The sequence below is a fragment of the Verminephrobacter aporrectodeae subsp. tuberculatae At4 genome (genome assembly GCF_000193225.1).
Lineage (GTDB): Bacteria > Pseudomonadota > Gammaproteobacteria > Burkholderiales > Burkholderiaceae_C > Acidovorax > Acidovorax aporrectodeae.
Map to the genome: position 1 here is coordinate 1 of NZ_AFAL01000106.1, position 12,129 is coordinate 12,129.

The 12,129-nt window shown below is 66.3% G+C and carries 13 protein-coding genes, 1 tRNA gene and 1 pseudogene; 13 read left to right on the forward strand and 2 right to left on the reverse strand.

Annotated features, from left to right (window positions below; translation table 11 throughout):
* Nucleotides 1–421 (forward strand): AI-2E family transporter (locus tag VTU_RS0104280; protein WP_010101160.1); only part of this gene is annotated, 421 nt, incomplete at its 5' end.
* 58 nt (nt 422–479) lie between these two features.
* Here VTU_RS0104280 and VTU_RS0104285 read toward each other — a convergent pair.
* Nucleotides 480–553: transfer RNA gene (locus tag VTU_RS0104285), tRNA-Gly, on the reverse strand.
* A 156-nt stretch (nt 554–709) separates the two neighbouring features.
* Here VTU_RS0104285 and VTU_RS0104290 point away from each other — a divergent pair.
* The 12 genes and pseudogenes from VTU_RS0104290 (at nt 710) to VTU_RS0104345 (ending at nt 10,624) form a co-directional block, all read left to right on the forward strand.
* The gene (locus VTU_RS0104290; RefSeq protein ID WP_010101161.1) at nt 710–1,219 is read left to right on the forward strand and encodes a hypothetical protein; all 510 of its coding nucleotides are present in this window, start codon (nt 710–712) and stop codon (nt 1,217–1,219) included.
* A 6-nt stretch (nt 1,220–1,225) separates the two neighbouring features.
* Nucleotides 1,226–1,852 (forward strand): RNA polymerase sigma factor RpoE, encoded by a 627-nt coding sequence (gene rpoE / locus VTU_RS0104295; protein ID WP_010101162.1) that lies wholly within the window; start codon nt 1,226–1,228, stop codon nt 1,850–1,852.
* A 9-nt stretch (nt 1,853–1,861) separates the two neighbouring features.
* Nucleotides 1,862–2,524, forward strand: coding sequence for a sigma-E factor negative regulatory protein (locus tag VTU_RS0104300; protein WP_010101163.1), 663 nt, complete (start codon nt 1,862–1,864; stop codon nt 2,522–2,524).
* 98 nt (nt 2,525–2,622) lie between these two features.
* Complete coding sequence (locus VTU_RS0104305; RefSeq protein WP_010101164.1) at nt 2,623–3,642, forward strand: MucB/RseB C-terminal domain-containing protein; 1,020 nt, start codon at nt 2,623–2,625, stop codon at nt 3,640–3,642.
* 181 nt (nt 3,643–3,823) lie between these two features.
* A complete protein-coding gene (locus VTU_RS0104310) occupies nt 3,824–5,293 on the forward strand; it encodes a DegQ family serine endoprotease (protein ID WP_010101165.1) in 1,470 nt (489 codons plus the stop codon).
* Nucleotides 5,294–5,368: 75 nt separating this feature from the next.
* Nucleotides 5,369–5,776, forward strand: coding sequence for a PaaI family thioesterase (locus tag VTU_RS0104315; RefSeq protein WP_010101167.1), 408 nt, complete (start codon nt 5,369–5,371; stop codon nt 5,774–5,776).
* Nucleotides 5,777–5,796: 20 nt separating this feature from the next.
* Nucleotides 5,797–6,287, forward strand: a pseudogene (locus tag VTU_RS25655) (hypothetical protein).
* Nucleotides 6,253–7,191 (forward strand): branched-chain amino acid transaminase, encoded by a 939-nt coding sequence (locus VTU_RS0104325; RefSeq protein ID WP_010101170.1) that lies wholly within the window; start codon nt 6,253–6,255, stop codon nt 7,189–7,191. The pseudogene VTU_RS25655 and the gene VTU_RS0104325 overlap by 35 nt, the downstream one beginning before the upstream one ends.
* A gap of 4 nt (nt 7,192–7,195) precedes the next feature.
* Nucleotides 7,196–7,402 (forward strand): zinc-finger domain-containing protein, encoded by a 207-nt coding sequence (locus VTU_RS0104330; RefSeq protein ID WP_010101171.1) that lies wholly within the window; start codon nt 7,196–7,198, stop codon nt 7,400–7,402.
* 3 nt (nt 7,403–7,405) lie between these two features.
* Nucleotides 7,406–8,218: a glycosyltransferase family 2 protein gene (locus tag VTU_RS0104335; RefSeq protein WP_010101172.1), complete on the forward strand. Its 813-nt coding sequence runs from the start codon at nt 7,406–7,408 to the stop codon at nt 8,216–8,218.
* On the forward strand, nt 8,218–9,468 hold the full coding sequence (locus VTU_RS0104340) for an O-antigen ligase family protein (protein WP_010101173.1): 1,251 nt from the start codon (nt 8,218–8,220) through the stop codon (nt 9,466–9,468). Before VTU_RS0104335 ends, VTU_RS0104340 begins: the two co-directional genes overlap by 1 nt.
* 181 nt (nt 9,469–9,649) lie before the next feature.
* On the forward strand, nt 9,650–10,624 hold the full coding sequence (locus VTU_RS0104345) for a glycosyltransferase (protein WP_010101175.1): 975 nt from the start codon (nt 9,650–9,652) through the stop codon (nt 10,622–10,624).
* A gap of 2 nt (nt 10,625–10,626) precedes the next feature.
* Here VTU_RS0104345 and VTU_RS0104350 read toward each other — a convergent pair whose 3' ends face one another.
* The gene (locus tag VTU_RS0104350) at nt 10,627–11,850 is read right to left on the reverse strand and encodes a HAMP domain-containing sensor histidine kinase (RefSeq protein ID WP_010101177.1); all 1,224 of its coding nucleotides are present in this window, start codon (nt 11,848–11,850) and stop codon (nt 10,627–10,629) included.
* Nucleotides 11,851–12,129 lie beyond the last annotated feature (279 nt).

Consider the following 12,129-nt stretch of genomic DNA (forward strand, 5'->3'; position numbering starts at 1 on the left):
CGTCGCGGCGCAGTTCTGGATCGCCGCGTTCAACACCTTGCTCACGGGGGTGTTCCTGCTGTTCATTTTGCCCCTGTGGGGCCTGCGCCTGCCCTATACGCCCATGCTCGTCATGTTCACCTTCGTCGCGGGCCTGGTGCCCATCGTCGGCAATCTGGTGTGCAACGCGGTGATCACCCTCGTCGGGCTGTCGGTGGCGCCCTTGGCGGCTGCGGTTTGCCTGGGTTTTCTGATCCTCATCCACAAGGCCGAATACCTGATCAATGCCCGGGTGGTCGGTCGCCGCACGCAGATGCAGGTGTGGGAACTGCTCAGCGTGATGTTCGTGGCCGAGGCCGTTTTCGGTCCCGCCGGACTCGTGGCGGCGCCGCTGTTCTACGCCTACTTCAAGAAAGAACTGATGGCGGCGCAGCTGGTGTAGGGCTGCGCCAAGCTGCATGGAGTAGTCGGAAAGTTTGGCCCGCCGCATGCCAGCCGATTGGAGCGGGTGAAGGGGATCGAACCCTCGTATGCAGCTTGGGAAGCTGCCGTTCTGCCATTGAACTACACCCGCATTCCGGGGCCCCTGGATTGCGCGGGCCGATGGCCGCCATTCTATGGGATCGGCCCCCAGCGTCCTCAGGACCCCCCCGGCTGCGCTGTGCACAATAGGCCCCATGCTGCGCAAAATTTCCCGGGAGCGGCAACGGGCCGCAGTCAGTGAGATGGCATGACCCGGCTCGCGCGCCGCCCTCCGCCCGTGCAGTATCCCTTGCAGCGCAGCGCTGTCCTGGGCCGGGTACTCGCGTTCTCGTTGCTGACCGGTGCGGCGGTCCTTGCTGGCTGGGTCCTTCTGGGGGCCGGGTCTTCATGGGGGCTGACGCTTGCCGCTGGCTGCCTGTGGCTGCTGGCCGTGGCGGGCGCATGGCATTTCTGGCACGACCAATTCTCAGGGGCCATGCGCTGGGACGGGCAGGCCTGGGCGCTGGAGGAACTGACGCCCCGGGGCCGCTCCTGGCCGCTCGAAGGGCCGCCCGAAGTCCTGCTGGACATGCAAACGCAGCTGTGGGTCTGCGTGTCCCCCGTGGGGCGCTCTCGCATCTGGCTCTGGCTGGAGCGTTCCTGGCAGCCGGAGCGCTGGATGGACCTGCGCCGTGCGGTATATTCGCGCGCCAGCCCGGACGCTGGCAACGCTGACGAAACCGCTGCGGCCGGCAGCCGTGTGGGGCGTGAGTCCTGAGTATCCATGACTGTCATCCCGCCTCCTCCTTCCGAAGACGACGATTTCCAACTGGTCGAGCGCACGGTGGCGGGGGATCAGCGGGCTTACGAGTTATTGGTCATCAAGTACCAACGCCGCATCGAGCGGCTTATTGGTCGCTTGGTGCGCGACGCCGATCTCACCCAGGACATTGCCCAGGAGACATTCATCCGGGCTTACCGCGCGCTCCACCAGTTCCGGGGGGACGCGCAGTTCTACACGTGGCTCTACCGCATTGCCGTGAACACGGCGAAGAAGGCGCTGGTGGACATGCGGCGCAATCCGCTCGTCTTCGAGAATGCCCTGCGAGGCAATGAGGACGAGGAGGAAACTTCCCGCGCCGGGCACGAACCAATCAGCGACGAAACCCCCGAAACCATACTCGCTGCCCGAGAGATTGCGCAAGCCGTGAACGCGGCCCTGGAGGCCCTGTCCGACGAACTGCGCCAGGCTGTGAGCTTGCGTGAAATCGAAGGGCTGAGCTACGAGGAGATCGCGCTTGCCATGGATTGCCCCATTGGCACGGTGCGGTCCCGGATATTCCGGGCGCGTGAAGCCATTTCGGCCAAAGTGCGCCCCTTGCTCGAATACCAGTCGGGCAAACGGTGGTGAGGTGATGCAATGAGCAAGGCGGAAACAGGTATCAACGGGTTGGCAGGGGACGCCATGGTGGATGATGGGCATCGGCGCGAGTGCCTGTCTGCGCTGGCGGATGGGCGACTCGAAGGGGAAGAACTCGCGGCGACCCTGGCATTCGCGGCCGAGACCGGAGAGGGGCGAGCGACGTGGGCGCTCTACCACCTGGTGGGCGACGCGCTGCGCTCCGCGGATTTGGCGCGGCCCGCAAACCCTGCGTTCATGTCGCGGCTGCGCAATCGCTTGGCCCAAGAGGCGCCCCCTGCGCGGCCGCAGAATCCTGTGCAACTGGGCGTGCTGGCTCCTGCGCTGTCATCCGCAGCGAATGCCGCCGTTTTCCGCTGGAAGGTGCTCGCGGGCTGCGCGTCGCTGGCGGCGGCCGTGGCGATCGGCTGGGCCGCGCTCGTCAGTTGGCAGGGAGCGGGCGCATCCGGCGGCGCCCGGTTGGCGCTCGTGCCCGGGCGCGCAGCGTCCGTCCAGGAGGAACCCACCGTGGTGCAGGCCGATTCCCAGGGGCAGCAACTCATGGTGCGCGATCCACGCCTGGACGAATTGCTTGCCGCGCACAAGCAGTTTGGCAGCATGTCGGCATTGCAGATGCCCGCCGACTTCTTGCGCAATGCAACGTTTGAAACCTCCGGCCACTGAGGCGCCGAGAGAGAGGGGCGCACTCCTGGCTGATTGAGAGGTCTTGCGTGATGAACGCCGTGACAAGAGCCTGTGTGCAATCTTCTGCGGGGCTGCGCATGCTGCTGGCGGCCGCTGGCCTCGGTTTTTCCTCGCTCCTGGCGGCGGCCCCGCAGGCCGACAGCGCTGCGCGCTCCCCGGGTGAGCCAGCCCTCGTGTCAGCCGAGCGCGATATGGCGCAGTGGATCGAGCGCGTGCGCGGTGCCCCCTGCAACCGCTCGTATGCAGGCACCTTCGTCGTGCTGTCGGCCACCGGAGCGATGTCCAGCGCGCGCATCTGGCATGCCTGCGACGGGCAGCGGCAGATGGAACGGGTCGATGCCCTGAGCGGCACGCCGCGCACCGTTTTTCGGCGCAATGGCGAGGTGCGGACATTCCTGCCGCAGTCGCGGACCGTGCGCACCGACCGCCGGGAAGAATCCGGAAGGTTTCCCCGAGCCCCGGTGCCCAGCGGCACGTCGATCGCCCGGTTTTACGCGCCGCGCCTGGTGGGGCAGGAGCGGGTGGCGGGACTCGTCGCGGACGTGGTGTGGTTCAGGCCCCTGGACGCGTTGCGCTTTGGCTACCGCCTGTGGAGCGAGCGCGATACCGGCTTGCTCGTGAAACGGCAAACGCTGGGCGCGGACGGGCAGATCCTGGAGCAGGCAGCGTTTTCGGAACTGGATTTGAACGCCCTGGTTCGGGTGGATCAGATGGCGCGCTCGATGGACGCGATCGCGGGCTACCAGGTCGTTGCGCCGACGGCGGCGGTGCCAACCACCGCCGAGGCCGAGGGCTGGACACTGCGCCAGCCAGTCGCCGGGTTCGTTCCCGTCAGCTGCCGCCGGCACACCGTCTCTGCGACGGACGCTGCGCAAACCGCTTTGCAGTGTCTCTATTCCGATGGCCTGGCCTCCGTGTCCCTTTTCCTGGAGTCCTTTGATCCGCAGCAGCACCCGGCGCAGCCTCAGGTATTCAGCAGGGGCGCGACGCAGTTCCTGGCCCAGCGGGTACTGCCCGATGCATGGGTCACTGCCGTGGGCGAGGTCCCGCTGCAAACACTGCGTCTCTTCGTCGGGCAACTGGAGCGCGCGCGCTGAGCAGCATGCCCGATACGGCGCCAATGCGGTGTTTCGGCACAGTATGATCGGGCGCTTGCACGCAAGGTGCATGGAAAGGCATAAAAAAATTGCCCGGTGCGGGAACCATTTGGCGGCATACCCTTCACAGCTACACACCATGGATGCCCCCCATTTTTCACAACCCACGAAAGGTCGATGAATGCCGAAGTTCAATCGGAATGCGCTGCGCTCAGTTGCGTTCGCGTGCTTGTTTTCCGGGGTCGCGAGCGCAGTGCTCATGCCCCACGCCGCACTGGCTCAGCCGGCTACTGCGGTGCGTGGCCTGCCGGACTTCACGGATCTGGTGGACCAGGTGGGTCCGTCGGTGGTGAACATCCGCACGGCGGAAAAAGTCTCGACCCGTCCCAATGCCAACGGCATGGACGAGGAAATGCTCGAATTCTTCCGGCGCTTTGGCGTACCCATTCCGGGCATGCCGCGTCCATCGCGACCCCAGCAGCCGCAGCAGCAGGAAGAGGAGGTGCCGCGGGGCGTCGGATCGGGGTTCATCCTGACCCCGGACGGATTCCTGATGACCAATGCCCACGTGGTCGAGGGTGCCGACGAGGTCATCGTCACACTCGCGGACAAGCGCGAGTTCAAGGCCAAGATCATTGGCGCAGACAAGCGCACCGACGTGGCGGTGGTCAAAATCGATGCGACCGGCCTGCCTGCCGTGAAGGTCGGGGATGTGAGCCGCCTGCGCGTTGGCGAGTGGGTCATGGCGATTGGCTCGCCATTCGGCCTGGAGAGCACCGTGACCGCAGGCATCGTGAGCGCCAAGCAGCGGGAAACGGGCGATTACCTGCCATTCATCCAGACCGACGTCGCCATCAACCCGGGCAACTCCGGCGGGCCGCTGATCAATATGCGTGGCGAGGTCGTGGGCATCAACAGCCAGATCTATTCGCGTTCGGGCGGATTCATGGGCATTTCGTTCGCGATTCCCATGGACGAAGCGATCCGCGTGAGCGAGCAGCTGCGCACGTCGGGTCGTGTCACGCGCGGCCGCATCGGCGTACAGATCGGCCCCGTGACCCGGGACGTGGCAGAGTCGATCGGCCTGGGCAAGCCGCAGGGCGCGCTGATCTCGAGTGTGGAAGCCGGATCGCCCGCCGACAAGGCGGGAATGGAGGCGGGCGACATCATCACGCGCTTCGACGGCAAGCCCATCGAGAAGGTGGCGGACCTGCCGCGACTGGTCGGCAATACCAAGCCCGGCAGCAAGAGCACGGTGACGATATTCCGCCGCGGTGCTGCGCGGGATCTGAGCATCACCATTGCAGAAGTCGAGCCCGACAAACTTTCCGCCAAGGTGGTCGGACGCGTGGAAAAGCCCAAGGCCTCAGCCGCGGCGCAGCAAATCGGCTTGTCGGTTGCGGATTTGACCGAAGCGCAAAAGAAGGACCTCAAGCTCAAGGGCGGGGTGGTGGTGGCCAGCGCCGCGGACGCTGCCGCCCGTGCCGGTCTGCGCGAAGGGGACATCATCCTGTCCATCGCCAACACCGAGGTTTCGGGGGTCAAGGAATTTGAATCCGTGCTTGCCAAGGCGGACAAGAGCAAGCCCATCAACCTGCTGTACCGGCGCGGGGAATGGGCGCAGTACGCGCTGATCCGTCCCGGCCGTTGAATCGGGGCCATGCGGTGTGCAGGGGGATGGGGCGCGCATGACCCGATCCCCATTTTTCGATGAAAGAGGACGTCCGTGAACGATACCCAGAAGTTTGCTCGCCAGGTGTTCGACAGCCAGCCGTTCAGCCTCTTCATCGGTGCAGAATTGACCGCGTCGTCCAGCGACTCCGCCGAACTGACCCTGGTCATCAAAGACCATCACAAGCAGCAGCATGGCTACGCCCATGGAGGCGTCATCAGCTACTTGGCGGATAACGCCATCACCTTCGCGGGGGGATTGGCGCTCGGTGGCAATGCGCTGACCGTGGAGTTCAAGATCAACTACCTCCGGCCCGGCGTGGGTGACCGCCTCGTGGCCAGAGCGCAAACCCGGAGCACCGGCAAGCGGCTTGCGATCTGCCAATGCGAAGTCTTCGCTGTGGACTCGGGTGTCGAGAAACTCTGCGCCCTGGCCCAGGGGACGATTGTTCCCGCGAACTGACTGGCGACACAATATAGCGCATGAACTTGCGCAATATCCTGGTGCCGCTGGGCGCGGTGGGGCTGATTGGTTTTGGTTTCGCGACCTCTGGCTGGGCGGGGTGCTGGCCGTTGTCGGAGGGCTCGTCATGTGGGGCCTGCTGCATTTCACGCGGCTCGTGGGCGTGATGCACAGGGCCGCCCGCCGCCCCATCGGGTATGTGGGAAGCACCGTCATGCTCAATGCCCGGCTCGCCAAGGGCATGAATCTGATGCACGTGGTTGCGCTGACGCAGGCCCTGGGCGAGCAGTTGTCGGACGCGGACGCGCAACCGCAGCGCTACCGCTGGACCGACGGCAGCCAGTCGCACGTGACCTGCACGTTCCGCGACGGCAAGCTGGTGCAGTGGACCCTGTTCCGCCCCGAGGGCGGAGCAGAGCCCGACCCGAGCCCCGTAGAATCCCGCTCTGATAACCCACAACAAGCAAAGGATGCCCATGAGCCCCGTAGTTCCTTCGATGGCCGATCGTGATGGCAAGATTTGGATGGACGGGCAGATGCTCGACTGGCGCGACGCCAAGATCCATGTGCTGACCCACACCCTGCACTACGGTTGCGGTGCCTTCGAAGGACTGCGCGCCTACGACACGGTCAACGGCACGGCCATCTTCCGCCTGCAGGAGCATACCGAGCGCCTCTTCAACAGCGCCAAGATCCTGCGCATGCAGATCCCGTTCACCCACGACGAAGTGCACGCGGCGCAGCTGGCCGTGGTGCGCGCAAACAAGCTCCAGTCGTGCTACCTGCGCCCGCTGACCTGGATCGGCTCGCAAAAACTCGGCGTCTCCCCCAAGGGCAACCAGATCCACCTCATGGTGGCGGCCTGGGCCTGGGGCGCTTACCTGGGCGAGGAGGGCCTGCAACGCGGCATCCGCGTGAAAACCAGCAGCTACACGCGGCACCACGTGAACATCACGCTGACGCAGGCCAAGGCGGTGAGCAACTACACGAATTCCATCCTTGCGAACATGGAGGCGCTGGACGATGGCTACGACGAGGCGCTGCTGCTCGACAGCTGCGGCTTCGTGTCCGAAGGCGCGGGCGAGAACATCTTCATCGTCAAGAAAGGCGTGATCTACACGCCCGACCTGTCGGCCGGAGCGCTCAATGGCATCACGCGCGACACGGTGTTCCACATCGCCCGGGACCTGGGGCTGGACATCGTCCCAAAGCGCATCACGCGCGACGAGGTCTACATCGCCGACGAAGCCTTCTTCACCGGCACGGCGGCCGAGGTGACCCCGATCCGCGAACTCGATCGCATCGGAATCGGCAGCGGCAGCCGGGGCCCGATCACCGAAAAAATCCAGAGCGCATTCTTCGACATCGTCAACGGTCGCAATCCAAAATACGCCCACTGGCTCAGCAAGGTCTGACGCCATGGCGCAAACCATCGTCGAACTGTCTGCCCGGGAACTGAACGCGCAGGGCGGTGTTTTCTGCCCCCGCCCCGAGGCTGGAATGCCGCTGTGGAACAACCACCCCCGGGTGTATCTGGACCTTGCGCGCACGGGCCAGGCCCAGTGCCCTTACTGTGCAACGGTGTTCCGCCTGAAGGCGGGCGAGCCTGCGCAGTCAGGTCATTGACCGATGTCCGTCGTTGCCGACGGCGCGGCGCTGCCCACGTTGACCGTTGCAGTGCTGGCGCACAACGAGGCGCAGCGCATCGAAGCCTGCCTGCGCAGCGCCGCGTTTGCGGACCAACTCCTGGTCGTTGACAGCGGCAGCCAGGACGGCACCGTCGCCATGGCCCGTGGCCTGGGGGCCGAGGTCCATAGCTACCCCGACTGGCAGGGCTTCGCCGTGCAACGCAACCGCTTGCTCGCGCACGCGCGCGGCGACTATGTCTTCTTCCTCGACGCCGATGAAGTCATGACGCCAGCCTTTGCGCAGGAGTTGCAGGCCATCGTGCGCTCGGGCGAGCAGGCGGTGTGGAGCATCCGCTGGCGCATGCTGGCGTATGGGTGCGAACTGAAGTATTTCCGCTCGCAGTCGCAGATCGAACGCCTGTTCGTGCGTGCGCTGCTCAAGGAATACACCGGCGTGGTGCACGAGCAGGCCCGGCTCCACCCACTGCCCGGCGGCGGCGCCGTGCCGCGCCGCCGCATCCGGGAGCGGCTGCTGCACCATTCCCGCAGCACGGTGCGGGGCAGTCTGGAGAAGCTCACCCAGTACGCCATGCTCGGCGCCGCCAAGCGCGCCGAAATGGGCCAGCGCGGCGGCGTGCTGCGTGGCCTGGCGTCGGGAGGGGCCATGTTCCTGCGCCTGTACGTGTTCCGCCTGGGCTTTCTGTGCGGCGGGGCGGGGTTTCTGTACTGCCTGTTCGTGGCGCTGGAAGGCTTTCTGCGCTACGCCGCGCTGCGCTACGACCGCGACCACCTGACGGGCCGGGTGATCCGTTGATGCGCGCGCACCGTTGGTTCGGGCGCTGCGCGAACTGCGGCGCCTGCATGCTGCCCGGGCTGGCGCTGTGGCTGCCCTCGGGCTACTCCTTTGGCGCCGCCCTGCTGCTGCTCGCTGCCCTGGTCAGCGTCCCGGTGTGGTGCCGCCGCCGCGCGCCGCGCGCCGCATGCTGGCTGGCGGCCGCGTTCTGCGCAATGGCCGCGCTGTGGCTGCTGGATGTGGGCGTGGCCTGGGGCTGGGGCAGCCTGGATCGCCCCGCCAAGTACCTGCTGGTGCTGCCCTGCATCTTCTATCTGATGGCCTTCGCGCCCCGTGCCAGCTGGTTGTGGATGGGGGTTGCGCTGGGTTCCATCGGCAGCGGGCTGTTCGGGTTTTTCCAGACCCAGGTGCTGGACCTGCCGCGTGCCAACGGCTTTACCAACGCGATCCAGTACGGCAATCTGAGCATGCTGCTCGCGCTCATGAGCGGCTTGGTGCTCGGGGTGCAATGGCCGCGCTGGCTGCCGTGGCAGCGTCTGTTGCTGGTATCCGCAGTGCTGCTCGGCGGGGCCGGTTCCTTGCTTTCCCAGTCGCGCGGAGGCTGGCTGGCGCTCGCGCTGCTGCTGCCGGTGGGCGCATGGTTGCTGGTGCGCACCACCGGGCAGCGGTGGGTGTACGGGGGCCTGTGCGCCCTGGTGCTCGTGGCTGCGGCACTGACGCAACTGCCGGGCGTGAAGGAGCGCGTGGGCATAGCGCGCCAGGAGGTGCAGACCTACCAGGAGCGCGGCGAAAGCAGCAACTCCGTCGGGCAACGGCTGGCGCATTGGCGTCTGGCCTGGGAGATGGGCCGGGATCGGCCGTTCATCGGCTGGGGTCGGGCAGGCTACATGCAAGAGAAGGCGCGCCGCGTGGCGGCCGGGCTGGCGCCCCCCTCCGTGCTCGATTACGGCCATGCGCACAACGAATTCCTGGACCTGTTCGTCAAGCGGGGGCTCTTCGGTGTGCTGGTGCTGATGGGGTTCTACGGCGTACCGCTGGCGCTGTTCTGGCCCACGGCCGCGCGCATCCGGGATGCGGCGGGAAACATGGACAGGCAATCCCTGTCGCTGTGCCTCGCAGGGGTGCTGCTGCCGCTGTCGTACATCGGCTTCGGGCTCACGCAGGTCTTCCTGGCGCACAACAGCGGCAACGTCTTCTACCTCTTCATGTGCCCGCTGCTGCTGGCCGCCCTGCACCGGCGACAGGTCCGCAGGACGGGTGTCATTGCCTGAAAGTATCGGCACAAAATGAAAATTTTGCGTTTGGATGAATGACAGAGCATGAACCGTGTATATACTGCATGCTTCGCGAGGACTGTGCAGCGCATCCATGGTGAGAAAGACGAAGTTTTATGTGTCGTCATTTTTGGGCAAAAGCACGCTCCACGATCCCCTTTGACGACAGACTTTCGCAATGCACGTCCTGCTGGTGAACAACGCCCCGATTCCGGTCTACGGCTACGGCGGCACCGAGCGCGTCATCTGGGACCTGGGCAGGACGCTGGTGCAATTGGGCCACCGCGTGAGCTACTTGGTACCCCAAGGTTCGCACTGCGAATTTGGGCAGGTGCTGCTGATCCGGCCGGACGCGCCGTGGGACGGGCAGATTCCCGCCGACGTGGACATCGCGCATTTCCAGTTCCACCCGCGCACCGGGGTCGAGCGGCCGCATCTGATGACCGAGCATGGCAACGCGCGCAAGCTGCGGCCGCTGCCGCTGAACACGGTGTTCCTCTCGCGCAACCATGCGGCGCGCCATGGTTCCACCGAATTCGTCTACAACGGGCTGGACTGGGACAGCTACGGCCCGGTGGACTTCGACTGCCCGCGCCCGCGCCATCACTTCCTGGGCAAGGCCGCATGGGGCGTGAAGAACGTGCGCGGGGCGATCCGCGTGGCCAGGTTCGCCGGAGTGGACCTGGACGTGCTCGGCGGCACGCGCATCAGCTTTCGCCGCGGTTTTCGCTGGACGCTGTCGCGCAGCGTGCACTTTCATGGCATGGTGGGCGGCGCCAGGAAGACGCTCCTGCTGAATATGTCGCGCGGGCTGATCCTTCCGGTGCGCTGGCATGAGCCGTTCGGGCTGGCCGTCATCGAAAGCCTGTATTTTGGCTGCCCGGTGTTTTCCACGCCCTACGGCTCCCTGCCCGAACTGGTCCCGCTGCACTGCGGTGTGCTGTCGGCGCAGGCCCGGGTGCTCGCCGAGGCCGTGCGCGACAACCGCTTCGACCCCCGCGCGTGCCACGCGCACGTGCTCGAGCATTTCGGGGCCCGGCGCATGGCGCGCGACTACCTGCGTCTGTACGAGCGCGTGCTCGCGGGCGAGAGCATCCACACGCGGCATCCCGTGATCCAGGATCCGGCGCGCGCCCTGCCCTGGATGGACTGAACTCAGCCGCTCGGGTGCAGCGGCAGGCGCAGGACGAAGCAGGCGCCACCGCCTGCGTGGGCCTCGCAGTGCACGGCGCCGCTGTGGCGCGTGGCGATCGAGCGCACCAGGGCCAGGCCCAGACCCACGCCGCCCTCGCGCTCGCTCGTGCCCGGCAGGCGGTAGAAGGGCTCGAAGATGCGGCCGCGCTGGTTCGCGGGAACGCCCGGGCCCCGGTCGCACACGCGCACTTCGGCGTAGTCCGGATGGCGCTGGAGCACCACGGTGATCGGGCCGGTGCTGTAGCGGCGCGCGTTCTCCAGCAGGTTGCGCAGCGCCCGACGCAGCAGCTTGGCGATGCCGCGTACTTCCAGCGGGTCGGCTGCGTCCAGGCGGGCGTCCACGCGCGCGCATTCCTCGGCCGTCAGGCCGATCAGGTCCACGGGTTCCATGGTGCCCACGTCGGCCTCGCGCGCGTTCAGGCGGCTGGTCAGCAGGATTTCGTCGACCAACTGATCGAGTTCGGAAATGCTGCGCAGGATCTCCTCGCGCAACGCGGGCGAAGGCCGCTCGCCGCCCATCAGTTCCAGACCGATGCGCATGCGGGTCAGGGGTGAGCGCAACTCATGCGAGGCGTTGGCGAGCAGCGATTTGTGCGCTGCGATGAGCGTTTCCACGCGCTCGGCCGCGGCATTGAACTGGTGCGCGAGGTCTGCGACCTCGTCGCGTCCCTGCTCGGACACGCGCACGGACAGGTCCCCTTCGCCGAACTTCTGCACGCTGCGCTGCAATGCCTCGAGCCGCAGCGTCAGGCGGCGGATCACGGGATACACCCCCACGGCCATGAGCAGGCTGACGAATCCCAGCGGCCACAGGAAATCGAAGGAGTGCGTCCAGAAAGCGGCGGGGCTCCGGTTCGGCGCGCCGGGCCGGTCACCGTGCTCGCTGCGCGGGGCTATTTGCAGCGTGAAAGACTGGCCCGTGTCCGACTCGATGCGGAATGCGACGTCCTCTCCCGGCGCGCCGGGCAGGCGTGTCGCCTGACCGCGCAGCAGCAACTCGCCCGCAGGGTCGCGCAGCAGCACTTCGCGCGCCGGGGGAACGAAGGGCTGCGCGTTGCGCGCAATGCGCCAGCAAACCAAGCCCGCGGCGGCCAGCATGAGCAGCGCCATGCTGCCGACCATGGCAAGCCAGATGCGCAGGTACAGGCGGCGCGAAAAGAGGGTGAAGGGGTTGGGCAGTGGCATGGCTTGAACGGATTTCCCCAATGATGCCCCGGCCGGTAAATAGCTGCACGCAGTGCACCCGACGCTTTCGTGCCCGGGGCAGCAGTTCAGGCCCCTTTGCGCGCCTTGCCATGAGCGCCAAGATATCAACTACTAACGCCCGCGCAGGAACAGCGCGTCCAACTCTTTCAGTGTCAGCTGCCGCCAAGTGGGGCGGCCATGATTGCACTGGTCGGAGCGGTCGGTGCCTTCCATCTGGCGCAGCAAGGCGTTCATTTCGTCGAGGGTCAGGCGCCGGTT